Origin of the sequence: Shewanella donghaensis (genome assembly GCF_007567505.1) — a bacterium.
GTDB classification, from domain to species: Bacteria; Pseudomonadota; Gammaproteobacteria; order Enterobacterales; family Shewanellaceae; genus Shewanella; species Shewanella donghaensis.
Window position 1 is genome coordinate 1,585,264 of the sequence record NZ_CP041783.1, and the last position, 26,467, is coordinate 1,611,730.

At 40.5% G+C, this 26,467-nt stretch carries 22 protein-coding genes; 4 read left to right on the forward strand and 18 right to left on the reverse strand.

Annotation, left to right across the window (positions count from 1 at the left end):
* Positions 1-148 precede the first annotated feature (148 nt).
* A complete protein-coding gene (dgcS, locus tag FPK91_RS06675) occupies positions 149-1,045 on the forward strand; it encodes a diguanylate cyclase DgcS (RefSeq protein WP_144209717.1) in 897 nt (298 codons plus the stop codon).
* On the opposite strand, the gene tilS is transcribed toward dgcS, so the two are convergent.
* The 17 genes from tilS to rpsB all read right to left on the reverse strand — a co-directional run bounded on the left by tilS (position 1,022) and on the right by rpsB (position 20,869).
* On the reverse strand, positions 1,022-2,434 hold the full coding sequence (gene tilS, locus FPK91_RS06680) for a tRNA lysidine(34) synthetase TilS (RefSeq protein WP_227006706.1): 1,413 nt from the start codon (positions 2,432-2,434) through the stop codon (positions 1,022-1,024). The genes dgcS and tilS overlap by 24 nt on opposite strands.
* Positions 2,435-2,506: 72 nt before the next feature.
* Positions 2,507-5,983 carry a DNA polymerase III subunit alpha gene (gene dnaE, locus FPK91_RS06685; protein WP_144209724.1) on the reverse strand — a complete coding sequence of 1,159 codons (3,477 nt, stop codon included), beginning with the start codon at positions 5,981-5,983 and terminating at the stop codon, positions 2,507-2,509.
* A gap of 193 nt (positions 5,984-6,176) precedes the next feature.
* Positions 6,177-6,809: a ribonuclease HII gene (gene rnhB, locus FPK91_RS06690; protein WP_144209727.1), complete on the reverse strand. Its 633-nt coding sequence runs from the start codon at positions 6,807-6,809 to the stop codon at positions 6,177-6,179.
* A complete protein-coding gene (gene lpxB, locus FPK91_RS06695) occupies positions 6,809-7,975 on the reverse strand; it encodes a lipid-A-disaccharide synthase (protein ID WP_144209730.1) in 1,167 nt (388 codons plus the stop codon). The genes rnhB and lpxB overlap by 1 nt, the downstream gene beginning before the upstream one ends.
* An 8-nt stretch (positions 7,976-7,983) precedes the next feature.
* A complete protein-coding gene (lpxA, locus tag FPK91_RS06700; protein ID WP_144209732.1) occupies positions 7,984-8,754 on the reverse strand; it encodes an acyl-ACP--UDP-N-acetylglucosamine O-acyltransferase in 771 nt (256 codons plus the stop codon).
* Positions 8,751-9,212, reverse strand: coding sequence for a 3-hydroxyacyl-ACP dehydratase FabZ (fabZ, locus tag FPK91_RS06705; RefSeq protein ID WP_144209735.1), 462 nt, complete (start codon positions 9,210-9,212; stop codon positions 8,751-8,753). The genes lpxA and fabZ overlap by 4 nt, the downstream gene beginning before the upstream one ends.
* 36 nt (positions 9,213-9,248) lie before the next feature.
* Entirely contained in the window at positions 9,249-10,268 is a 1,020-nt protein-coding gene (lpxD, locus tag FPK91_RS06710; protein ID WP_144209738.1) for a UDP-3-O-(3-hydroxymyristoyl)glucosamine N-acyltransferase, read from the reverse strand.
* Positions 10,268-10,765: an OmpH family outer membrane protein gene (locus FPK91_RS06715; RefSeq protein WP_144214225.1), complete on the reverse strand. Its 498-nt coding sequence runs from the start codon at positions 10,763-10,765 to the stop codon at positions 10,268-10,270. The genes lpxD and FPK91_RS06715 overlap by 1 nt, the downstream gene beginning before the upstream one ends.
* Before the next feature lie 55 nt (positions 10,766-10,820).
* Positions 10,821-13,304, reverse strand: a complete 2,484-nt coding sequence (gene bamA / locus FPK91_RS06720) for an outer membrane protein assembly factor BamA (protein ID WP_144209741.1) — start codon at positions 13,302-13,304, stop codon at positions 10,821-10,823.
* 30 nt (positions 13,305-13,334) lie between these two features.
* A complete protein-coding gene (gene rseP, locus FPK91_RS06725) occupies positions 13,335-14,705 on the reverse strand; it encodes a sigma E protease regulator RseP (protein ID WP_144209744.1) in 1,371 nt (456 codons plus the stop codon).
* A 14-nt stretch (positions 14,706-14,719) separates the two neighbouring features.
* Positions 14,720-15,910: a 1-deoxy-D-xylulose-5-phosphate reductoisomerase gene (gene ispC, locus FPK91_RS06730; RefSeq protein ID WP_144209747.1), complete on the reverse strand. Its 1,191-nt coding sequence runs from the start codon at positions 15,908-15,910 to the stop codon at positions 14,720-14,722.
* A gap of 4 nt (positions 15,911-15,914) precedes the next feature.
* On the reverse strand, positions 15,915-16,772 hold the full coding sequence (locus FPK91_RS06735; protein WP_144209750.1) for a phosphatidate cytidylyltransferase: 858 nt from the start codon (positions 16,770-16,772) through the stop codon (positions 15,915-15,917).
* A gap of 21 nt (positions 16,773-16,793) precedes the next feature.
* A complete protein-coding gene (locus tag FPK91_RS06740; RefSeq protein ID WP_144209753.1) occupies positions 16,794-17,618 on the reverse strand; it encodes an isoprenyl transferase in 825 nt (274 codons plus the stop codon).
* An 83-nt stretch (positions 17,619-17,701) separates the two neighbouring features.
* A complete protein-coding gene (frr, locus tag FPK91_RS06745) occupies positions 17,702-18,259 on the reverse strand; it encodes a ribosome recycling factor (protein WP_144209756.1) in 558 nt (185 codons plus the stop codon).
* A 109-nt stretch (positions 18,260-18,368) separates the two neighbouring features.
* Positions 18,369-19,106 carry a UMP kinase gene (gene pyrH, locus FPK91_RS06750; protein WP_144209758.1) on the reverse strand — a complete coding sequence of 246 codons (738 nt, stop codon included), beginning with the start codon at positions 19,104-19,106 and terminating at the stop codon, positions 18,369-18,371.
* 67 nt (positions 19,107-19,173) lie between these two features.
* A complete protein-coding gene (tsf, locus tag FPK91_RS06755; RefSeq protein ID WP_144209761.1) occupies positions 19,174-20,025 on the reverse strand; it encodes a translation elongation factor Ts in 852 nt (283 codons plus the stop codon).
* Between the two features lie 115 nt (positions 20,026-20,140).
* Entirely contained in the window at positions 20,141-20,869 is a 729-nt protein-coding gene (rpsB, locus tag FPK91_RS06760) for a 30S ribosomal protein S2 (protein WP_144209764.1), read from the reverse strand.
* A 327-nt stretch (positions 20,870-21,196) separates the two neighbouring features.
* Here rpsB and map point away from each other — a divergent pair, with 327 nt between their 5' ends.
* From map to dapD, 3 genes are read left to right on the forward strand one after another with little or no spacing between them, the layout of a single operon-like run.
* Complete coding sequence (gene map / locus FPK91_RS06765) at positions 21,197-21,988, forward strand: type I methionyl aminopeptidase (protein WP_144209768.1); 792 nt, start codon at positions 21,197-21,199, stop codon at positions 21,986-21,988.
* 23 nt (positions 21,989-22,011) lie between these two features.
* Positions 22,012-24,591, forward strand: a complete 2,580-nt coding sequence (gene glnD, locus FPK91_RS06770) for a bifunctional uridylyltransferase/uridylyl-removing protein GlnD (protein ID WP_144209771.1) — start codon at positions 22,012-22,014, stop codon at positions 24,589-24,591.
* 18 nt (positions 24,592-24,609) lie between these two features.
* Positions 24,610-25,434, forward strand: coding sequence for a 2,3,4,5-tetrahydropyridine-2,6-dicarboxylate N-succinyltransferase (gene dapD, locus FPK91_RS06775; RefSeq protein ID WP_144209774.1), 825 nt, complete (start codon positions 24,610-24,612; stop codon positions 25,432-25,434).
* A gap of 89 nt (positions 25,435-25,523) precedes the next feature.
* Here dapD and purU read toward each other — a convergent pair whose 3' ends face one another.
* Positions 25,524-26,396: a formyltetrahydrofolate deformylase gene (gene purU / locus FPK91_RS06780; protein WP_144209777.1), complete on the reverse strand. Its 873-nt coding sequence runs from the start codon at positions 26,394-26,396 to the stop codon at positions 25,524-25,526.
* Between the last annotated feature and the right edge of the window lie 71 nt (positions 26,397-26,467).

Consider the following 26,467-nt stretch of genomic DNA (forward strand, 5'->3'; position numbering starts at 1 on the left):
GATGAAAGAAACAGTCTATTAATAAACCAATTCATTAACAATAACCACATGAAAATAATAAACAATTAAAACTAGGCACACTTCTTGCTTTTAATTCAACAGGTGCAACTGCAACTTTTACGTTTAGAAACACATTGAGGTACTACATATGGATTACGCCGCAACTTCACATGCATATCCAGAACAAATAATAGATAAATCATCACTTTACGGAAGTGTTCCATATGTAGATCAAGAAAGTAGCCTGATGCAAATCCTGCAACAATTGCACGCAAGCCTAGACCCAAGAACAGTCTTTGCCAGTTACGGCAAAGTGGTAGGACAACTATTGCCGATCTGCGGTTTACAGCTCAATCACCAACTAAAAATTAACTGGGGTCGTTGTCACGGCTTGAACGTACAACGCGTGGTCAGTGGCTTTGGCGAACCTTATAGCATCAAATACTTTTTGTCTTCACCGTTAACACCAAGTCAAACATTACAATTAAATGCGTTAGAAAGTTTGTTCAATCAGCCATTTCTAAATGCTTTTAAGTTCAATGAAATGTCTAATCAAGCCATGTTTGATGCATTAACAGGTCTTGGGAATCGCTATTATTATCGTCAAAGCATTAAGAGTGCGCTAGCAAGAGCTAGCAGGAATCAAGGCCACGTTTCACTTATGGTGCTCGATTTAGATAATTTCAAAGGCTTAAATGATCAATACGGCCATAGACTGGGTGATACTGTTTTAAAAGAGTTTGCTGAACTGTTAAATGACGCTATTCGTAACACCGATCAAGCCTTCAGAATTGGCGGTGATGAATTTATTATTATAGCCCAAGGAAAGGAACATACGCTGACACCATTGTGTGAACGTATTATAGAAGCGATGAACGTGCATCCATTAATGAGTTCTTTTACTGTTCAATGCAGTATTGGGGTCGCAGAACTACAACAGAAACAATCACAAGATAAACTCTACGAAACTGCGGATATCGCTTTATATGCTGCAAAAGCGGATGGGAAAAATTGCTATAAATTAAGCCAACAAATAAATGCCTAATTCATTTTCTTCAGCCAAAAAGCGTTTATCCACCCAAAAACCAACAGCTGCAACCAACGTATCATTGTAAAATACTAATGGTATTTTACTTCGCTGCCAATATGGTACAGATAACTCCTGCCATAGTTTTTTAAGCTCGCGGCCTTTATCCCTAAAATGCGGCTGACAACGAATACTCCCCTTAGCGCCATATGCAATAGTCACGTTGGCAGAACTCGCTAGCTTCAGCCTTATGCCCTCTTTCGCTATTTTTAATAAATATCTTGTATTACCAAGAGCCACATCCAATTGCTGAGTGTCACCTGTAAACAACAACTCAATTTGAGTCGCTAAGTTATCGTCTCCAGAATCATCTGCACTGAGCAAATTTAAAACTTCATGCTTGTTAATTTGGGGCACTAAAAAAGCTTTACCATTAAAACGTTTTATCGCGTAATCACCACAATTGACATCAACCTTGGCATCATCGGCTGCGTTAATGAGTTGATGTAAAACCTGCTCTAATTGAGATTGTGAAGGTGCATTAAAACCTAAGTAGTGGGTGTAACCACGAAATAGTAAAGCTTGCCATTGAGCAGTTTGGCTAGATAATTCGACTAATTTGAAAGCGGGTAATTCAAAACGGGTTGAGGTGTCTAGCCATAACGGTAAGCGATTACCTACTTCGTGTTCGATAACTTCTTGTTGTTCAGCACAAAGTTTGGCACTGCGTGATGCGGTAGCCGTAATACTTGGCCAGCGTTTTTTTAATAACGGGATGATTTCTAAACGAAGAAAGTTGCGGTCAAATTGCACATCTTTATTACTTTCATCTTCAATATGACAAAGTTGTTTTTGCTGCGCAAAAGCTTCAATGTCCTGCCGCGTAAAATCAAGCAGAGGCCGAACTATCCAGCTGTGTAAATTAAACGCTTGAATCACGCCCATTGATGCAAGACCTTTTGGCCCTTGCCCTCTTTTTAACGCGAGTAGAAGTGTTTCAAGTTGATCATCTTGATGGTGGGCGGTGAGTAACACGTCGCCTTTATTAAGGTACTTTTTAAAGACACCGTAACGCGCATCGCGCGCGACCGCTTCTAAACTTTGTCTTGGGGCTTTTTGTAAGCGAACCCTTTCAACCTGAATAGGTAACTGATATTTCTGGGCTTGGCTTATACAATGATTAGCCCACACATCCGCATTGTCGCTCAAGCCATGATGAACATGAACTAGCAAACAACTGATATGAGGGTATTGTTGAGAGAACTGGCTCAGACCATAAGCAAGGCATTCAGAATCAACACCACCACTGTAAGCTAATACTAACTTCGCCTGTGGTAGTGCGTTTATTAACGGTAGCGTTTGAGCTTCGATTGCTTTGCCAATATCTATACTTATTTTATCGTTCACTCTATCGCCCAGTTTTTTTCATGATTAAAATGCCTTTCGACGTAAATCAGCATTAATTGTTAACTGACGTCATCAGTTAAAAACGATTTTTACGTTGTTTGAACCGACTAAGGTTTCAATGGCTAACATTAATTCATCTGTGGGATTAACTCGCCATTCATCACCCAAGCGAAGTTGCCCTGCAGCTTCTTGTTGCTGATAGTGGATAATCACCGGCACACTGCCGTTTTTCCAAGGTGTTAATGCCTGTTCAAACTGCTCTAGCCAAGCTTGGTTAATGTCATCTGCTGCAATATTGATTTCAACCGCATTGGCAAAATGGCTGCGCGCTTCTCCTATTTCAATGATATTGCGGGCAGTCATTCGATTGCCGCCAGCAAAATCATCAAAACTGACTTCACCTTCACAAATGAGAATTTTATCTTTTTCTAACAGGTGGTTAAATTTTTCAAATGCTTCAGTAAATAACATCACTTCTAAACGGGAGCTTTTATCATCTAAAGTCACTAAACCCATTTTAGACCCACGTTTGGTAATCATCACTCTTGTCGCAATAACTAACCCAGCAGCCTTCATGGTTTTACCACGGTCTGTAGGATGAACGTCTTTTAAGCGTCCTGAAGTATATTGCCTTAACTCTTTTAAATATTGATTTATCGGATGACCCGTTAAGTATAGCCCTAGGGTATCTCGCTCACCTTCTAGCCACACTTTATCTGGCCATGGTGTACATTCAACAAAGTTTTGCTTGTTGTCTTCTGGTTCTGAATTCAATAGCCCAAACATATCATTTTGGCCAATAGCTTCAGCTTTATTATGCTGTGCGGCTGCAAGTATCGCTTCAGGTAATGTCGCCACCATTGCAGCGCGATGAGGACCTAAGTTATCTAATGCTCCGGCACAGATCAGTTTTTCAATGATTCGTTTATTGAGTTTCTTAAGATCGATACGAGCACAGAAATCGAATAAGTCGGTAAATGGTCCATCTTTGCGAGCTTTAAGAATTGAATCAACTGGGCCATCGCCGACACCTTTAATCGCGCCAATACCGTAAACAATATTACGGTCTTCATCGACAGTAAATTTGAATAAGCCTTTGTTCACATCAGGTGGGATAAGTGGCAACCCCATACGTTCACATTCATCAACCAAGATGACAATCTTGTCAGTATTATCCATGTCGGCAGACATTACCGCTGCCATAAACTCTGCAGGGAAATGCGTTTTTAACCATAAGGTTTGATATGAAACTAAAGCGTAAGCTGCTGAGTGAGATTTGTTAAAACCGTAACCCGCAAATTTTTCAACCAGATCGAAAATTTTCATCGACAGGTCGCCATCGACCCCATTATTTACTGAGCCTTCTTTAAAAGTACCCCGTTGTTTAGCCATTTCTTCAGGCTTTTTCTTACCCATGGCACGACGCAACATATCTGCGCCACCCAAGGTATAGCCAGCAAGTACCTGGGCAATTTGCATTACCTGTTCTTGGTACAAGATAATACCGTAGGTTGGCTCTAGCAACTCTTGCAATGATTCATGCTGATATTCAGCATCAGGATAAGATACCGCTTCTCGACCATGCTTACGCTCGATGAAGTTATCGACCATGCCTGACTGCAATGGGCCCGGTCTAAACAGTGCCACGAGTGCAATCATATCTTCGAAACTGTCAGGTTGAAGACGTTTGATCAAGTCCTTCATACCGCGTGATTCTAACTGGAATACCGCTGTGGTTTCGTAACGTTGTAATAGTCTGAATGATTTAGGATCATCTAACGGAATGGATTCAATTCGAACCACTTCCTTGCCTTCTTTTAATTGGCGAGGATTGATCATTTGCAACGCCCAATCAATAATCGTCAGTGTTCTCAAGCCCAAGAAATCGAATTTAACTAAGCCCGCAGTTTCAACATCGTTCTTATCAAACTGAGTAACTGGGTTTAACCCTTCAGCATCACAGTAAAGTGGGGCAAAATCAGTAATAACCGTCGGTGAAATAACCACACCACCGGCATGCTTACCGGCGTTACGAGTCACGCCCTCAAGGCGACGGCACATATCAATAAGTTCACGAACATCATCATCAGCGTTATAGGCTTCAGGCAATGAAGGTTCCACTTCAAAAGCTTTGGTTAACGTCATCCCGGGCTCTGCGGGGATCATTTTAGTTAATCGTTCAACAAATCCATAAGGATGGCCTAAAGCTCGGCCCACATCCCGTACAACCGCTTTCGCCGCCATAGTACCGAAGGTTATAATTTGTGATACCGCATCTCGCCCATACAATTCAGCGACATGATCAATAACTTCATCACGCCTATCCATACAGAAATCGACATCGAAATCGGGCATTGATACACGCTCAGGGTTTAGAAAGCGTTCAAACAGTAAGTCATATTCTAATGGGTCTAAATCTGTAATTTTAAGAGCATATGCCACAAGTGAACCAGCACCAGAACCACGTCCAGGACCGACTGGAATGTCGTTATCTTTACCCCATTGAATGAACTCCATTACGATGAGAAAGTAACCAGGGAAACCCATTTGGTTAATAACTTTAAGTTCAATTTCAAGGCGCTCATCATATTCAGGACGTTTTTCTAAACGATCCTTTTCATCAGGAAATAAAAATTCTAATCGTTCTTCTAAGCCTTTTTCTGAGACTTCAACAAGAAAGTCCTCAATCGTTAAGTCACCTGTTGGGAAGTTAGGTAAGAAGTATTCATTTAAACGTATGGTGACATTACAGCGCTTAGCAATCTCAACACTATTAGCTAAAGCTGAAGGAATATCCGCGAATAATTCGCACATTTCCTCTTCTGTACGCAGGTATTGTTCTTTACTGTAAAGTTTAGGTCTTCGAGGATCAGCTAATGTAAAACCATCATGAATTGCCACCCGTATTTCATGGGAATCAAAATCATCTGCTTTTAAAAATACCACCTGATTAGTTGCTACAACTGGCAATTCGTTATCAGAAGCAAGCTTAACGGCCATATGCAGATAACGTTCTTCGTCTTTTCGATTCGTGCGAATGAGTTCTAAGAAGTAACGGTTTTCGAAATGCGTTTTATAGAAATCAACAAGTTGCTCTACTTGCGTTTCGTTACCCTTTAATAGTGCTTTACCAACGTCGCCATCTTTAGCTCCTGAAAGAATCAAGATACCTTTATTAAACTTAACCAACCATTCTTGATCAATGACGACACGGTCTTTAATTTGTCCCCGTAAATAGGCTTCACTTATTAGCTGAGTCAGACTTTGATAGCCTTCATTATCTAGAGCAATAACCGTCAGCGCACAAAATTCATTATCAAATCCAGGCACTTTCATCCAAAAATCAGCACCAACAATAGGCTTGATGCCTGCACTATGACATCCACCATAGAATTTCACTAATCCACAAAAGTTATTTTGGTCTGTTATGCCAAGTGCCCCCATGCCCAATTCTTGAGCCTTGGCAATAATGGGTTTTACTTTTGCCACACCGTCACACATGGAAAAATCACTGTGGACGCGAAGATGGGTAAATCGAGGATCTGACATAGATTATGGTATCTTTGGAATGCATTATTAAAAGGAAAAATCGCCAACCAGATTAACAAACTACCCTGGTTTTTAATAGGTAAATAAAACAGAATTTGTTGCTTCGAAAAATGAAAAAATGACCCTAAAGCGACAGAGCTTAATAGAGGATATGACAAAAACTAGCTAACTTTACGAATAGATAAGTTGATATTTATTGATGTTTTACAAGGGCCGCCATTACCGGCTTAAAGCTTTTCCGGTGTTCATCAAGTACACCATGTTCTTCTAAGGCTTCAAAATGGGCTTTGGTTGGGTAACCTTTGTGTTTAGCAAAACCGTATTGTGGATAGCGAGTATCAAGCTCTGCCATCTCCCGATCGCGAGTCACTTTAGCAATAATTGATGCGGCGCTAATTGCAGCAACTAAGCCATCACCTTTGATAATGGCATGACTGCTTATACCAAATTCTGGTGAGCGATTGCCATCCACTAACACTCGCTCAGGTGTAATCGGTAAACCGTGCACAGCCCGCTGCATAGCTAACATGGTTGCATGCAATATATTCAGGTCATCAATTTCTACAGGTGATGCTCGTCCTACACTAATGGCTAAAGCTTTATCCATAATTTCAATAAACAAAGCTTCACGGCGCTTCTCTGAAAGTTTTTTAGAATCATTGAGCCCAAGAACCGGATTATTTGGATCTAATATTACCGCAGCGGTGACTACGTCACCCACTAATGGCCCACGGCCTACTTCATCAACACCAGCCACAACTCCGCGGCTAATATGTTTAACTTGTTTAGGCGTGATATCTTTAATAACAGCAGGAATTAGACTCATTAAACTGACTCTTGTGATTGATGGTCGTTAATAACTTTAATTACCGCATCAGCAGCTCGATCACTCGCATTACAACGAAGTGTTAGATGCATTTTTTCAAACTCTGCTTTTAAGGGAGCAAAATCGATATTTAACTGATCAACAACGGCTGCTGCAATGTTGTGCTCATTGCATTCGTCTTGCACAACTTCAGGGATTAATGCGCGGTTAGCTAATAAATTAGGCAATGAGTAATGTTCAAGGCTCATAAGCCTCTTAGCGATGCTATATGTAAGTCCATTAACTCTGTATGACATTACAGTCGGACGTTTAACTAACATCGCTTCTAAAGCGGCTGTACCTGAGGCTAATAGAATGACATCAGATGCGGCCATGACTTCCCGAGATTGACCTTCTATCAACTCAATTTCTAAATCTGGTGCAAACTCTTTAAGCGCGGCAACAAATTGTTCCCTACGGGCTTGGTTGACTAATGGCGTGACAAATTTAATGTCTGGGTATTTTTGTTTAACAATGACGATGGCTTTGATGAATGGTTCAGCGAGTTGTTTGAGCTCACCCGCGCGAGAACCGGGTAAAACAGCAAGGTATTCAGCCGTTGGATCTAACCCAAGTAATTTTCGTGCGACTAACTTATCGCTGTGCATTGGGATGTCATCAGCAAGTGTGTGACCAACAAAAGTACATGGAACTTGGTATTTATCGTAAAAAGCCTTTTCAAATGGTAATAGCGATAACACCATATCTGTGGCTTTAGCTATCTTAAAAATACGCTTGTGACGCCATGCCCATACTGAAGGACTAACATAATGAACCGTTTTAATGCCTTTATTTTTAAGCTTTAACTCTAGACCTATATTAAAATCTGGTGCATCTATACCGATAAAACAATCAGGGTTAGCTACGCATATTTTTTCAATTAGTCTTGCTCTTACTTTGAGTAATCGAGGTAGTCGACCAAGGACTTCAACGATTCCCATCACAGCTAATTCTTCATAGGAAAAATAGCTTTCAAAGCCGAGCGCTTCCATTTGTGGGCCACCGATACCGATAAAACGAGCATCAGGATAATGTGTTTTTAAGGATTTAATTAATCCAGCGCCAAGAATATCGCCGGAGAGTTCTCCGGCGACCATAGCAAAAATACGAGGGGTATTATTTGTCATTTCCAAAACTATCGAATGATTCCGCGTGATGAGCTATTGATAAACTCAACCATATTTTTAACGTATTCATCAGAGTTTGCATCATCACGGATCTCATTCAACGCTTCTTCAATCGTTAAACTTTTACGATATAACGATTTGTAAGTGCGACGAATAGCATGTTGGGTTTCTTTAGTGAAATCGCGACGCTTTAAACCTTCAACGTTCAGACCTCTTGGGATAGCTGGGCTACCGGCCGCCATAACAAACGGTGGAACATCCTGGAAAATAGTTGAAGAACCAGCAGCAAAGGCATGCGCGCCAATGTGTACAAACTGATGAACTCCGGTCATGCCACCTAAAATAACCCAATCACCAACATGTACATGTCCAGCAATAGAAGCATTATTTGCCATAATGATGTTATCGCCTAACACACAGTCATGAGCAATATGCACATAAGCCATAAGCAGGTTATTTGAACCGATACGAGTTTCACTATTATCCTGAATGGTGCCACGATGGATGGTCACATTCTCACGAATAATATTATTATCACCCATAATCAAACGAGTTGGCTCACCGGCATATTTCTTATCTTGGCATTCTTCACCGACTGATGAGAATTGGAAAAAACGATTTCCTTTTCCAATAACACTTGGGCCTTTAATCACAACATGTGAACTAACCCAAGTATCATCACCTAGCTCAACATCTGCGCCGATATAGCTCCAAGGGCCAATAGTAACGTTGTTACCAATTTTTGCATCTGGATGTACGAATGCTAACTTATCAATCACTTGTTGATCTCTCTACGTGCACACATGATTTCAGCAGAACAGGCTAGTTCTCCATCGACGTATGCTTCGCCTTCAAATACACCAATCCCTCGGCGCTCTTTAATCATTTTAACGTGGAAATGAATTTGATCACCTGGAGAAATCACACGCTTAAAACGTGCTTTATCAATACCTGCCAGTAAATATAAAACATCCGGAGATGGCTCTGGGCTCATGGTTTTAAATGCAAGCAGACCAGTAGCTTGTGCCATAGCTTCAATAACTAAAACACCTGGCATAACAGGTTTTACAGGGAAGTGACCTTGAAAAAAAGGTTCATTAAACGTTACGTTCTTAATTGCATGTAATGACTCACCAACGGTATAGTCAAGAACACGATCAACTAATAAAAATGGGTATCTATGAGGAAGATATTGCAGAATTTCTTCAATATCCATGGTATTCAATTGGTTTGACACGCTTAAGTCCTCGCTATGGCAATAATGCCATGACTTCTAATCTTGTATTTTCTTCTCAATCGTTTTTACACGGCTGAATAATTCATCTAAATGACGGAAACGCACGGTGTTACGACGCCATGTTTTATTTTCCATTGCAATTGTAGCAGATGAATACAAACCTGGTTTACGTATTTCGCTGGTTATATTGGTACTACCAGATACATGGGTGCCATCGATAATCTTTAAATGGCCTGAAACACCACATCCGCCGCCAAAAATGCAATACTTTCCAATAATGGTACTACCAGCTATAAATGTTGTTCCAGCTATTGCTGTATTCTGTCCAATTTCACAATTGTGGGCAATTTGAACTTGATTATCAATGATAACGCCGTCATCTATCTTGGTATGCGATAAAGCGCCACGGTCGATAGTAGTATTAGCGCCAATTTCAACATTGTCTCCAATACGAACACCACCCGTTTGTGGGATTTTAATCCAATTGCCGCGTTCGTTAGCATAACCAAAACCATCAGAACCAATTATACAACCAGAATGAAAAATACAATCCTGACCAACAACGACATCATAATAGAAGGTCACATTGGCTTTTAAACATGTACCAGAGCCAATGATAGATTGCTCACCAACAACGCTACCTGCGCCAATTTGCACATTATTACCAATAATAACATTAGCATCAATAACGGCATTAGCGCCTATAGCGACGTTTTCACCTAGCTGGGCTGAAGGATCTATTTGTGCAGAAGGATGAATGCCAGTAGTCACTTTAGGAGTGGTATCTAAAAGTTGAGCTACGCGCGCAAATCCAACATAAGGGTCTTTCAATACTAAAGCGTTACCAATGTAATCTTTAGCATCTTTTTCACTCAATAACACCGCACCAGCTTGAGAACTCTCAAGCTGTGCGCGATATTTACTATTGGCTAAAAAAGAAAGTTGATCTGAGGTCGCATCTTCTAAAGTCGCCACACTGGTAATAACCAAAGTATCGTCACCTTTAATCGATGCCCCCAACAGCTGACCAAGCTCTTTTAAAGTCACAGTTTTCATTAGTTGCCTTTACTTAACGCTTGGACAACTTTGTCGCTGATATCAGCTTCAGGCTTAACAAAAATTACAGCACCACGCTGAAGAACGATGTCATAAGACTCTTTCTCTGCGATTTTGTCGATTGCTTGCTGTACTTTTACAAGTAATTTATTTTGCTCTTCACCTTGACGACGACGCATATCTTCATCAAGTGCTTTGCCTTTCAGTTGGAAATCTGACTTTAGTGATTCCATTGTACGTACAAGATCAGTCTTTTGACTTTCACTCATTAATGCGCCATCACGTTGCTGTTTCTCAACAAGTGTACGCATTTCTTCTTGCATTTTTTGTACGTCAGCAACTCGATCACCAAACTCAGTCTTTAAAGACTGTGATATTTGTTCGCGTTGTGGCAGTTGCTCAAATACTTCGCCCATATCAACCACTGCAATTTTTTCCGCATGTGCCATCATAGGTGCACTTAAAAATGCCAGTGTAACTAACGTGCGATTTAACATCTTTTTCAAAATAGACTCCTTGTTATTATCAGCAAAACTTGCCGAGGATATTTTTTTAGAACGTTTTGCCAATATTGAACGAAAATATTTCTGTTTCATCATCTTCGTACTCTTTAATCGGCCAAGCTAAACTAAACACCATAGGTCCCATCGGTGATAGCCATTGGACACTCATACCCCAAGAGGCACGGATCCGGCTCGGATCACTATAATCTTCCAATTTGTCAAACTCATCGGCTGGAAGATTTCTATACGAGTCATAGTCAAACTCGGTATCCCATACATTACCAGCATCAACGAAGAAACTAGTACGTACTGAATTTGAATAAGCCTCATCCAAGAAAGGCACAGGAACGATCATTTCCATACTTGCGGTAGCGATTGCGTTACCACCAATAGAACGACCAGAACTCACTTGAACTCGGTTTGGATCACCCGGTAATGAACAGCTGTCACCAGCAGGATCCGGTGAGCAGGGTTCGCTACCACGGTATAAATAGAACGAACGAGGACCTACAGAATTCGACTTAAAGCCACGTAATGAGCTACTACCGCCAGAGTAATAGTTTTCCCAGAACGGTAGGATTTGATCATTATCATTAAACTGACCATAACCATTTGCATAACCTAATCGAGCTCTCGTTAGGAAAACGAAGCTATGATTGCGGGTTAACGGTATATAAAAGCTGGTGTCTAAATCAGTTTTAAAATACTGTAAATCTGAACCAGGTATCGTCGCTTTAGTACTAAAACGCTGTGATGAACCATCTGTTGGGAAGGTACCTCGGTTTAAAGTACTACGAGACCAGCCACCATTAACTTCGAAGTTATCAAAAGCTAAATCAGCATTAGGATCGTCGGACTCACGGTAAACATTGTAAAAGCGTAATGCCTGTTCGTAAGCTGAAATTTCAGAAATTTGGTTATGACGATAACCAATCCCGCCATTTAAACGGTTACTTTCGTTTATTGGGAAGCCTGAATTTACCGCAATACCATAGGAGTTATTTTTATAGCGTTCGAGGTTAGCCTCGTTAGCATCAAACTCACTCCAATAGACACTTCCGCCAAGACTCACACCATCTTTGGTAAAATATGGGTCAGTATACGAGAGGTTAACATTCTTAGAATATTTATTGGTATTCAAACTGACGCCGGCTTGGTTACCCGTACCGAGGAAGTTACTTTGCTGCACACCAAACTGTAAACTTAGTCCAGATTCAGTACCATAACCCACACCCGCATTGAATGAACCTGATGGTTGCTCTTTAACATTAAAGGCAATATCAACGAGATCATCACTACCTGGAACTTGCACTGTTTCGGTATCAACAGTTTCAAAGTAACCTAAACGGTTAAGCAGTGTTTTTGAGTATTCAACTTGGCCTGAGTTTAGCCACGCACCTTCCATTTGACGAAGTTCACGACGCATAACTTCATCTTTAGTGACCGTGTTACCGGTAAAGTTAATTGAGCGCACATAAACACGCTTACCAGGATTAACGTTAATATTTAACGCAACCGTTTTGGTTTCATCGTCAATTTCAGGATAAGTTTTAACTTCAGGATATGCGTAACCGAAACGACCTAGATATTTACTGTACATTTCTTCGGTAAATGTCACATCACCGCCGTTGTACATATCGCCTTCTTTAATCGGCAAAATGGCTTTCATTAACTTTTCACGGCCCATAAGCTCGCCAGTTAAGTTAACTTCTTTAACCTTGTACTTTTCACCTTCATCAACATTGATGGTGATATACAGACCTTTGCGATCTGGTGTCATCGCCACTTGTGTTGATGTCACATCAAAGCGAATATAACCTTGGTTATGATAATAAGTTTTAACGGTTTCTAAATCGGCTTCAAGTTTTTGCTTTTGGTAACGACGTTCACCAAATAGATCCCACCATGCAACGTAATCTTTAAGCTCAAGCAATCCTATCAATTCAGAATCTGAAAAAACGGTATTACCCACTACGTTGATTTGACGAATCTCAGCAGCTAAACCTTCGGTGAAATTGAATTTCAGCTCAACACGGTTACGAGGCAGATTAATAACTTCTGCTTCTACTTTCGCGCCGTATTTACCTACACCATAATAGAAATCTTGCAAGCCTTTCTCAATGCCTGACAACATGGTTCTATCGAGTGATTCACCAATTTTAATGCCTGAGCCATCCAAACTTTCTTGGAGTTGCTCATCTTTGATATCTTTATTACCTTCAAAAGTAACCGCGCTAATAGTTGCACGCTCTTTTACGGCAACAATTAGAATCCCATCATCATGACTGACATTGATGGTTTCGAAGTTAGTTGAGGCATACAAGCTTTTTATCGCTTGCTGTAATTTAACTTGATCTACAGTATCGCCCACTTTAACGGGCAAACTTAACAAGGCAGCACCAAGTGCAACTCGCTGTAAACCATCTATCTGGATGTCGGTCACTTCAAATGGTTGGAAAGTATCCGCCACACCATTGCCTGAAAATGACGCGCCGACTAAAATCATCGAGGCAAAAAGTTTATTCAATCTCATAGAGCACTTCTAATTATTTGTGTTCCCTGCTCAGAGTCTGGAAAAATCATTAAAGAGTGCAACACTCATCAATAACAGCAGCATAGCCGCACCAAACCTGAATCCTATGTCCTGTACCTTCTCTGGTACAGGCTTACCCGTAATCACTTCGATAAAGTAATACAGCAAGTGTCCCCCATCAAGTACTGGCAAAGGCATTAAATTAATAATCCCTAAGTTCACACTGATGAGTGCGATAAACCCAAGAAAGTACACAAATCCATAGTCAGCACTAGTACCAGCACCTTGAGCTATTGATATGGGACCACTTAGATTTTTCACCGACACATCGCCGGTAAATATTTTTCCAATCATCTTAAAACTGACAACGGTAAGTTGCCAAGTTTTATCAGCAGCTGCTGTAAAGGAATCTACTATGCCATACTCAAGCTGGAAGCGCATACTTTCAGGCCAATCAATTTGAGTAGGACTAACGCCAACAATACCAATGGTTTCACCAGCAGCATTCTTTTGTGCTTGTGGTGTAACATCAAGAGATATTTGTTGATTATCACGTAATACTTTTAACTGTACCGTTTTGTCGGCAGACTTTTGTATCACATCTACAAACTCATTCCAATCATGGTATTGGCTACCATTGATAGCAATAATTTCATCCCCGACTTTCAAGCCTGCGATTTCAGCAGCACTACCTTTCGATACCAGTGCAATTGTTGGCTCAATACCTGGTCGATAAAACCCTAAACCAAGAGCACTGATTGGCGATTCTTTATCCGGATCAAACTTCCACTGACGAATATCAATACTGTATGTTTTACCGACAGAGTTATTAGCAATATTTTCAGATAATGGTGCTAATGTAATTTCAACTTCGTCACCACCTATATGACTTACTAAAGCTAAATTTACTTCTTCCCAATTTCTCACTTTTTGGCCAGAAACAGCTAAGATTTGCATTGGCTGATCTATACTAATTTGAGCAGCGGGAGTATTTGGCTTAGTAGTGTCTATGACGGGTTTTAATGACGGCACACCGATAATGTACATCAAATAAAGTGCGACGATTGCAAATAAAAAATTTGCGATTGGTCCTGCTGAAACGACAGCAATTCTTTGCCAAACCGTTTTACGATTGAATGCCTGATCCTTTAATTCTTCAGGAACATCCTCTACTCGCTCATCTAGCATTTTGACATACCCGCCAAGCGGGATCATTGCTACAACGTATTCGGTACCGTCTTGCCCGACTTTTCGCCAAATAGCTTTACCAAAACCAATAGAAAAACGTTCTACTTTGATGTCACAACGACGTGCCACCCAAAAATGTCCGTATTCATGTGCTGTAATCAAAATACCTAATGCGACAATAAATGACCCTAGGTTCCAAAAAAAATCTAACATTGTTCTCCTATGAACTAGTTAATTGATTTTATTGCTTCATGTGCAATCGCACGTGCTTGTGCATCTAACTGTAAAATATCTTCAATCGTTGAAAGTGACGATTGCGGTACTTTTAATAAACAAGCTTCATTAACTTTAGCAACATCTGTGAACTTAATTTGCTCTGATAAAAAGGCTGCTACAGCAACTTCATTAGCAGCATTGAGTACTGTTGTTGCTTCTTGTCCATTCTGACACGCTTGCATTGCAAGCCCTAAACAGGGAAAACGATTGAAGTCAGGTTCACAGAAGCTCAATTCTCGGACTTTGAAAAAGTCTAAAGGTTCAACTCCAGCGTTAATTCTTTCAGGGAAAGACATACAATGCGCAATTGGTGTACGCATATCAGGGTTACCCATTTGTGCAATGACAGAGCCATCTCGGTATTGGACCATTGAATGGATAACACTTTGTGGGTGAATAACCACTTTTAATTGTTCTGGCTGAGTATTGAAAAGCCAGCGCGCTTCAATGAACTCTAAACCTTTATTCATCATAGTGGCTGAATCAACTGAAATCTTCGGTCCCATAGACCAATTAGGGTGATTACACGCTTGAGCGGGAGTCATTGCATTTAGTGTAGTTAAATCTGACGTTAAAAACGGACCACCTGAACCTGTCAGCAGAATATGCGAAATACCGGAAGCCGTTAAATCACAATGACCGAGATTAGCTTGTATTTCAGTAGGTAGACATTGAAAAATCGCATTATGTTCGCTATCAACAGGCAGCAATGTTGCGCCACTTTGTTGTGTTGTCTGCATAAACAATTCGCCAGACATCACTAAAGCTTCTTTATTGGCTAATAATACCCTTTTGCCCGCTTTAACCGCTGCAAAGGTGGAGACTAAACCTGCAGCGCCAACAATGGCTGCCATAACAGTATCCACTTCAGACGCTGTTACGAGCCCTATCAAGGCTTCTTCACCCGTTGTTACTGTCGTAGTGATGCTAGCAGGTAATTGTGCTTTTAACGCTTTAGCGGCTGATTCATCAACCATATGCGCATAGACAGGCTGATGCTCAACACATAATGCCAGCATTTTTTCAACACTTGAATTAGCAACAAGCCCATAAACTGAATATGCTTCAGAATTATGACTAATTACATTTAAGGTGCTTGAACCAATAGAGCCCGTAGCACCAAGAATCACCATATTTTGCATTGCGTTAAATCCAGAATGCGAGATAAATAAGAGCGAATATTGGTAACGCTGCAGTTAAGCTGTCCATTCGATCCAACACTCCGCCATGGCCAGGTAGAATCTTTCCAGAATCTTTAATGTTAGCCGCACGTTTGAACATACTTTCAGATAAATCACCAAAAGCTGAGGCTAATGCAGTAATCAAGGTAACAACGATAACTAAACCAAGTTCTTGTTCTGGCGAATAATACATAACCCCGAATGCCACAACCATAGTCGCTAACAAGCCACCAGCTAAACCTTCTAGGGTTTTATTAGGACTCACATTAGGCATTAATTTGCGTTTACCAAATGCACGTCCTGCAAAATAAGCTCCTGTATCTGCAGCCCATACAATTAACATAACTAAAAAGACTAATGTGCCACCAAAGTAAGGATCAACATTACTGCTCATGGATTTGAGAGTGATCAATGCGATAAAACACGGAATGAGCGTTAATTGCCCAAACATAGACTTAAGCATCGGGCTGTCTTTCCATGCTGAAGCACTTTTAGGATAAGTGACGACCAATATCGTACTCACGACCCACCAGAATGAGCCAATGGCAATAATAGAGACAAAAATGGGGTGTAACTGGCCTTTAAGCCACATTGAATCGACCGGAACAAATATGTTAAGCGCTAATAAAATAACGGTGACAGTCGCGGTAAATGTCCATTGTGTCACTTTACAATCAGGGTCTATAAAGCTGCCCCACTCTTTTGCTCCAATCATAAAGACAGGGATTAATACCCAAGCAAAATACTCAGCAGGTAAGAAAAAAATGGCACCTATCACTAAAGGAAGTAACCATAATACCGTTATAATTCGTTGTTTTAACAAAACTTAGCCTCTTAAATTTCTTTATATCGCACGGATTTCTTCAATTTGACTACCAGTCAAACCAAAGCGCCGTTGTCTACTGGCAAAAATAGCAAGTGCATCCCTGAACGCTTGCTCATTAAAATCTGGCCACAATGTCTCAGTAAAGACGAGCTCTGCATATGCGGCCTGCCATAAAATAAAATTACTTATGCGGTAATCACCGCCAGTTCTTATCATCAAATCAACTTCATTTTGCTCATGCATACATAAATGTTGATTTAGCGTCTCTTCAGTTATCTCGTCAGAGGTTAATTCACCTTGTGCAACTTTGTCAGCTAACTGTTGTGTCGCCTGCAAGATGTCCCAACGGCCACCGTAGTTAGCTGCAACATTGAGAACCAAACCGGTATTATCTGCTGTTTTTCGTTGTGCTTCATGGATCTGTTTTTGTAAACGAGCAGAAAAGCGGCTGATATCGCCAATGATATTTAGTCTAACTTGATTATTATGCAGTAACTTGATTTCTCTTTGTAAAACAGAGAAAAATAATTCCATCAGTAAACTGACTTCTTTATCTGGTCGACGCCAGTTTTCACTTGAAAAAGCAAATAACGTTAATGATTCAATGTCTAACTGACTTGCCACGCTGACAGCACGGCGCACAGCTTTAACACCCGCCTTGTGGCCGAACACTCTTGGTTTACCTTGTTGCTGAGCCCAGCGACCATTACCATCCATGATAATTGCGACATGTTTAGGTAGCGACTGTTTTACAACCTCAGATAATTGCCCAGGCAATTGTTCTGAAGAATCTATATCGACACCTGTTTTAGTTTTTGGCTCAAATCCAACAGTGGATGACATCTATTACAACCCTTTCAAATAGACAAACGCCGTGTAGTATAACCTTACACGGCGCTTTAACTCTAGCTTTGCTAGGGTGAGAATTAGACTTCCATCAATTCTTTTTCTTTAACTGCTAAAATTCCATCAATATTCTTGATACTAGCATCAGTAAACTTCTGAATTTCATCTTCGCTGCGGCGAACATCGTCTTCAGTACATTCTTTTGCTTTTTCAAGTTTCTTGATTTCAGTGATCGCGTCACGGCGAACATTACGCACAGCGATACGACCGTTTTCAGCTTCACCACGTACAACTTTGATGAAATCTTTACGACGTTCTTCAGTCAATGCTGGTAACGGGATACGCATTGAGCTGCCAGCTGTCATCGGGTTTAAACCTAAGTCTGAACTCATGATCGCTTTCTCTACAGCTTGCACCATAGTCGCATCAAATACTGTTACGTTTAATGTGCGAGAATCTTCAATACCGATGTTAGCAACTTGCTTGAGTGGCGTCATAGAACCGTAATAAGATACTTGAATTGAATCAAGTAAGCTTGGATGCGCACGGCCAGTACGGACTTTAGCCATTTGATTTTTAGTAGCTTCAACACATTTGCTCATACGATCTTGAGCATCTTCTTTAATTGTATTAATCACGTTAAATATCCTTTTGGTCACAAATGCTTACTACTTGAACGACACCTTGAAAATGGCACACAGTTTAATCCATGTCGATATCCGTTCAAGTGAGTTTTTAAGTCTGATGTTAGCTTTCTTTTTTAGCGCTAATATACGTACCTTCAGCTTCACCCATGATAACACGGCGTAATGCACCCGGCTTATTCATGTTAAAGACTAAAATAGGCATATTGTGGTCACGAGCTAGCGTGAATGCCGCTAAATCCATAACCTTAAATTCATTTTCTAATACTTCGTTGAAACAAAGCGTGTCATATTTCACAGCTTCAGGATCTTTCATTGGATCGGCTGAATACACACCATCCACTTTTGTTCCTTTTAGTACAACTTCAGCTTCAATTTCGATACCGCGTAAACACGCTGCTGAATCAGTTGTACAAAATGGATTACCAGTACCAGCTGCAAAAATAACAACTCGACCTGATTTTAATAAACTAATTGCCTCAGCCCAGTTATAATCATCACACACACCTTTTAAAGGGATAGCTGACATTAAACGTGCATTGACATAGGCACGGTGCAGCGCATCGCGCATCGCAAGACCATTCATCACTGTCGCAAGCATACCCATATGGTCACCAACAACACGATTCATACCTGCTTGAGCTAAACCTTCACCACGAAATAGATTACCACCACCAATTACAACCCCAACTTGAATGCCTAGTTCGACCAGTTCTTTGACTTCTTGAGCCATACGATCAAGAACTTTCGGGTCAATACCAAAGCCTTCTTCGCCCATTAAGGCTTCACCGCTTAATTTTAAAAGAACGCGTCTATACGCAGGTTTTGTATTGGTGCTCATAACTTTTTCCTAATTATAACAAAACCGCAGCGGTTGCTGCGGTTTTAGGGTATGAAGAGATGTAAGATTACGCTTGTTTAGTAGCGGCGATTTGTGCAGCAACTTCTGCAGCAAAATCTTCTTCTTTCTTCTGGATACCTTCACCAACTTCTAAACGAATGAAGTTAGAGACTGAAGCGCCTTTCTCTTTAAGAATAGCACCAACAGTTTTCTTAGGCTCCATGATGTAAGCTTGACCAGTAAGAGAGATCTCACCAGTAAACTTCTTCATACGGCCAACTACCATTTTCTCAGCAATCTCTGCAGGCTTGCCTTCGTTCATAGCGATTTCGATTTGAAGCTTTTGCTCTCTTGCTACTAGATCAGCAGGAACATCTTCAGGATGAACGAATTCAGGCTTAGAAGCAGCAACGTGCATTGCGATGTGCTTAAGTGTTTCAGCGTCAGCTTCACCCGTTACAACTACACCGATACGGTCGCCGTGACGGTAAGTCGCTTGAGTTTCGCCATTGATGTACTCAACGCGACGAACGTTGATGTTTTCACCAATTTTAGTCACTAAAGCAACACGCGTTTCTTCAAACTGTGCTTTTAAGTCTTCGATAGACACTTTAGAAGCTGTAGCAGCTTCTAGTACTTCGTTAGCAAATGCTAAGAAGTTACCATCTTTAGCAACGAAATCTGTTTGGCAGTTAACTTCTAATAACGCAGTGAAACCTTCACCTTGCTTGATTAGAATAGTACCTTCAGCAGCAATGTTACCCGCTTTTTTAGCAGCTTTTGCAGCACCGCTCTTACGCATATTATCAATCGCAAGCTCGATGTCACCGTCGGTTTCAGTCAATGCTTTTTTACAGTCCATCATGCCAGCGCCAGTGCGGTCACGAAGTTCTTTAACTTGGGCAGCAGTAATTGCCATTGTTAAGTCCTCAAATTTAATTCGTTTAATATTCTTCTATAAAACAGGGGCCAGAAGGCCCCTGTTTCACCAATCAGTTATTGGCAATAAGGGAGATGGTTAACCATCAACCTTATTAAACAGTTTCTACGAAACCGTCTTGCTCAGCTTGAACAGCTAAATCTTGACCGCGGCCTGAGTTAGCAGCTGCAGCAACAGAAGTAGTGTACAAACGGATAGAACGCATAGCATCATCGTTACCAGGAACGATGTAGTTAACGCCATCTGGAGCTGAGTTAGTATCAACAACAGCAGCAACTGGGATACCTAAGTTGTTAGCTTCTTTAATAGCGATATGCTCGTGGTCAGCACCGATAACGAATAATACGTCAGGTAGGCCGCCCATGTTTTTGATACCACCAAGAGATTTTTCTAACTTCTCTAGCTCGCGAGTACGCATTAACGCTTCTTTCTTAGTAAGCTTGTCGAAAGTACCGTCAACAGCTTGGCTTTCAAGCTCTTTAAGACGTTTGATTGACTGACGAACAGTTTTCCAGTTAGTCAACATACCGCCTAACCAGCGGTGATCAACGTAGTACTGGTCACAAGAAATTGCAGCTTCTTTAATAGCTTCGCCAGCAGCGCGCTTAGTACCAACAAAAAGGATTTTACCTTTTTTAGAAGCAACGTTGCTGATGAAAGCTAACGCTTCGTTGAACATTGGTACAGTGTGCTCAAGGTTGATGATATGAACACCATTACGTGCACCAAAGATGAAAGGCTTCATCTTAGGATTCCAGTAACGAGTTTGGTGACCGAAGTGAACACCAGCTTGAAGCATGTCGCGCATTGAAACAGTAGTCATTTTATTTACCTTAGTTTGGGGGGTTAGACCTCCACGGATCCCATACCTTCGACCCTTGTCAATATGACTAAGAGCACCCCGAAGAATGTGTCGATACGTGTGTGATTTAGTATTTAGTTAAATTGCCATCTATAACATGTATAATGGCCGCCATATTTTACTCTTAGTGAAGCCGTAAGTGAAGAAAGCTTTAACACTTAATTCATTTTTAATTTCATTAAGACTTATACATAACGGCGCGCTTTATACCATATTCAGGCAAAAAGTACAAATTTTGCCACGTTTTTAATGCGCTTATTTGACAGATATAACGGTAAGAGAATATTCATGAGCATAGTCATCAAGACAGCAGAACAAATCGAAAAAATGCGTGTTGCGGGTAAATTAGCGGCTGACGTACTAGAAATGATTGCACCACATGTGAAAGTAGGTGCAACCACTGACGAATTAAATGAAATTTGTGCAAAATATACCGAGGAACACGGTGCCATTTCTGCGCCACTTAATTACCACGGGTTTCCAAAATCAATTTGTACTTCAGTAAATGAAGTCGTTTGTCATGGTATTCCTAGTGCATATGCATTAAAAGATGGTGATGTCTTAAATATCGATATCACAGTGATTAAAGATGGGTTCCACGGTGATACATCAAAAATGTTTTTAATCGGTGATGTTAGTCCGAAAGACAAACGTTTAGCTCGCATTGCTCAAGAAAGTCTTTATTTAGCCATTCGCAAAGTAAAACCTGGCGTTAAACTGGGTGAAATTGGCACTGTTATTGAAAAATTTATTAAAGCCAGTAAGTCTGGATTAGACAAGTATTCAATCGTTCAAGATTACTGTGGTCATGGCATCGGTGAAGGTTTCCATGAAGAGCCACAAGTTGTACATTATAAAAATAATGACAAGACAGTATTAAAAGAAGGCATGTGCTTCACTATCGAGCCAATGATCAATGCTGGACGACATACCACTATCCTTAATAAAGAAGATAACTGGACAGTCACCACATCAGATGGTAAAAAATCAGCACAATGGGAACATACACTGCTTGTCACTAAAACCGGAGTAGAAGTACTTACTCTTCGTAGTGAAGAAGATTTCCCAAGAACAGTATAAAAATCAGGTAAATAAGGACATCAATGAACACTGCGCTGGTAGCTAAAAACACCCTTGTAGATTTAAACCAGCGCTTATTGGCGCAATTTTCTGAAAAGAAGCCAATAACTGAAATTGTGAAACAACGATGTCTATTTGTTGATGACTTACTTCAACAAGCTTGGCAATCGTTTGATTTTAACAATCAGTCGATTGCACTTATTGCAGTTGGTGGTTACGGCCGTGGAGAACTTCATCCCCACTCCGATATCGATCTATTGATTCTGACCAAGTCAGAGGATGAAAGTCTTCAAGCTAAAGAATTAATCAGTCAACTGATCACTTATCTATGGGACTCAGGCTTAGAGATAGGTCACAGTGTCCGCACGATAGAACAAACAATAGAATTAGGCTTAAACGATATCAGCACAGCAACAAACCTTCTTGAAGCAAGGTTGTTATGTGGAAGCTTAAGCTTATTTGATCAATTGTATGACGCGATTCGTGAACATGAGTTTTGGCCTTCTGATGCTTTCTTCTTAGCCAAAAAAGAAGAACAGCAAGACAGACATGCCAGAGCTAACGCTTTTGATTTAGAGCCAAATTTAAAATCCTGCCCTGGTGGTTTACGTGATATCCAAACTATCGCATGGGTTGCTATGCGGCACTTTGACGCTGCATCCTTAAAAGAGTTAGTTGATTACGAATTCCTTGAACAAATTGAATTAACCGAATTATTAGAGTGCCAAGACTTTCTATGGCAGCTGCGTTTTTCACTGCACATGATTGCCGGCAGAGATGAAAATAGACTGTTGTTTGACTTGCAAAGACAAGTCGCTACCGCAATGGGTTATGAAGATGGAACTCAACTTGCTGTAGAACAAATGATGAAGCGCTATTACCGTACTGTAAGACGGGTAATGGAATTAAATGAAATGTTGTTGCAACTATTTAAACGCGCAACGTTGCATCAAGTCATACCATTAACTATTCAGCCTATCAATGAACACTACCAACGTCGTGGTCACTTTATAGAAGTATTAGATAATCAACTTTTTGAACAACAACCTGAACAGATTGTTAATTTATTTTTATTAGTGGCTAAAAATTCTAATATTCAGCGAATTTACGCTCCAACACTGCGTTTATTGCGTAAAGCAAGGCGAGCTTTAAAGGGACCTTTGCAAGATAACCCTGAATGCCGAAAATATTTAATGCATATTTTAAAGCATCCTCGCGGCATTTCAGCCTTATCTTTAATGCATAAACACGGTATTTTATCTTCTTATTTACCCGCTTGGCGTAAAATAGAAGGTCAAATGCAGTTTGATTTATTCCATGCTTATACCGTCGATGAACACACCCACAGATTATTATTAAATATTGATCGCTTTGCCCAAGCAGATCAAAAAGATGAATTCCCATTAGGGGCAATATTAATTAATCAGTTGCCTAAAAAAGGCTTACTTGTTCTAGGTGCTTTATTTCATGATATTGCTAAAGGGCGTGGTGGCGATCATAGTAAATTAGGCTCACAAGATGCGTTAGATTTTTGCAAGCTTCACGGACTCAGTGATCATGACGGTCGTTTAGTCGCTTGGCTGGTTGAAAATCACCTGGTCATGTCAGTGACAGCACAGCGCCGTGATATTTCAGATCCCGATGTCGTCGCAGCCTTTGCAGATAAGATACAAGACGCGGTGCATCTAAGTTATTTATATTGTTTAACCGTTGCAGATATTTGCGCAACTAATGAAAAAGCCTGGAACAACTGGAAAGGTTCACTGCTCAGAGACTTATATTTCTCGACTCAAAGAGTGTTAGCTCGCGGTAAAGAAAAACCTGTCGATGTGGCAGACAGAGTGCTAGAAGTAAAACAAAAAGCACAAAAAGAGTTGTTACGTCGTGGCTTAAAACAAAAAAGCATTGATACCTTATGGCTTAGATTCAAAGACGATTACTTTTTACGTCATCAACCTAACCAAGTTTCTTGGCATACAGAAGCATTGTTAAAGCACGATCCTAAAAAAGCATTAGTGTTGATTTCAAAGCACACCACCCGTGGTGGTACTGAATTATTTGTTTACGCGAAAGATAAACCAAAACTGTTCGCCACTGTAATGACCGTGTTAGATAATAAAAACATTAATGTACATGACGCTAACGTAATGACATCAACTGACGACTACGCATTAGATACATTCGTTATTTTAGAGCAAGATGGCGAACCAATCAGCCAACTTTCTCGCATTCAGTCGATTAAAAAAGCGTTAGGGAAGGCATTAGCCACACAAAAAACCAAACCGCCTAAATTTAGAAAGCTGTCACGAATCATGAAACCTTTTAATGTTCGTACCCAAGTCAGTTTCTTACCAGGTGCAAACCATGATACAAGTATGATGGAGCTAATTGCATTAGACTCACCAGGCTTATTAGCCACTGTAGCTGAAGTACTCCATCGCTGTAATGTCACATTATTATCAGCTAAAATTACCACTATTGGAGAACGCGCCGAAGATTTCTTTATCTTACAAACAGATTCGGGCAGCGAACTCAACCAAGAACAACAAACACATTTATCTGAAGCGCTCCTAGCGGCGCTTTCAAAACCTTTACAACAATAAATTAACTGGGAGAAAGTAATGGAGGCATTACGCCAACGCATTGAAGCTGCATTTGAGGCTCGTCAGGACATCACACCTAGCACGGTAGAGCCAAGTGTTCGTGCAGATATCGAAACTGTTATTAGCATGCTAGACAAAGGTCAAGCTCGCGTAGCAGAGAAGATTGATGGCGAATGGCATGTACACCAGTGGTTAAAGAAAGCTGTTTTACTTTCTTTTCGTATCTTCGATAACCAGGTTATCGATGGTGGTGATACTAAGTACTTTGATAAAGTGCCACAGAAATTTACAGATTACACCGCTGAGCGTTTCAAAGAAGAAGCGATTCGCGTAGTGCCACCTGCGACAGTCCGTAAAGGCTCTTTCATAGGTAAGAACACCGTTCTTATGCCTTCTTACGTAAACTTAGGTGCTTTTGTTGATGAAGGCACTATGGTCGATACATGGGCGACTGTTGGTTCATGTGCACAAATTGGTAAGAATGTGCATCTATCTGGTGGTGTTGGTATTGGCGGCGTACTTGAGCCGCTTCAAGCAGGTCCTACCATAATTGAAGATAACTGTTTCATTGGTGCTCGCAGCGAAATCGTTGAAGGCGTTATTGTTGAAGAAGGCAGTGTTATTTCAATGGGCGTTTACATTGGCCAAAGCACCCGTATCTTTGACCGTGAAACTGGTGAAGTTCATTACGGCCGTGTACCTGCAGGTTCCGTCGTTGTTTCAGGTAACTTGCCATCTAAATGCGGTACTTACAGTTTATATGCTGCCATTATCGTTAAGAAAGTAGATGCTAAAACTCGCGGTAAAGTGGGTATTAACGAATTACTTCGTATTGTTGATTAATTCGTTAACCAACAAATAAAAAAGGCCTCAAATGAGGCCTTTTTTATTTCTATCGATTAGGTATCTGCTCAAAAATTCGAATCAGTGTGCTAAAACACAACGGTTTTATTACCGTACACCACAACTTGCTCATCAAGCACCAACTGCAATGCCTTACTTAACACGCTTTTTTCTACGTCACGGCCATTATGAGCCAACTCTTCAGCACTGAAGCTATGATCAACATTGATGACATCTTGTTTAATAATCGGCCCTTCATCTAAACAGTTATTAACAAAATGGGCTGTTGCTCCGATGATTTTAACCCCACGCTCCCAAGCTTGACGATAAGGTGAAGCGCCAATAAATGCTGGAAGGAAAGAATGATGAATATTAATAATAGTATTAGGGAATTCAGCAACAAATTCAGGGGTTAAAATACGCATAAACTTGGCAAGTACAATATAGTCAGCATCATAATCTTTAATGACCTCCAACATGGCTTGCTCGTGTTGTGCCCTATCCAACCCTACATGGCTGACATGGTGGAAAGGAATATCAAACTTTTCCGTTAAGTTTTGCAACACATCGTAATTACCCACTACTGCTGCAATTTCGACATCTAAACCACCGTAATACGATTTCATTAAGATATCACCTAAACAATGAGCCTCTTTAGTGACTAAAATAACGATTTTCTTTCGACCGGCATCAACCAATTTCATATGATTTTGTAATGGCAACACGTCAGTTAAATCAGCTAATAATGCGTTATCGTTAATTTGACCTTCAAGCACTGTACGCATAAAAAAGCGCCCTTGTTCATGATCGACAAATTCGGTGTTTTTAATGATATTAAGATGATGGGCAAAACACACACCAGTAATTTTTGCGATAAGGCCTTGTGCGTCTTCACAATCTGTTATTAGAATTTTACGCTGCAGACTCTCAGAGCTTTGAATAGGACTATATTTTGGATTCATACACTTTTTGCTCACAATAAATAAAATCAATAACAATTAGACTTGGTTTGAAATGATATAAAAAACAGCAT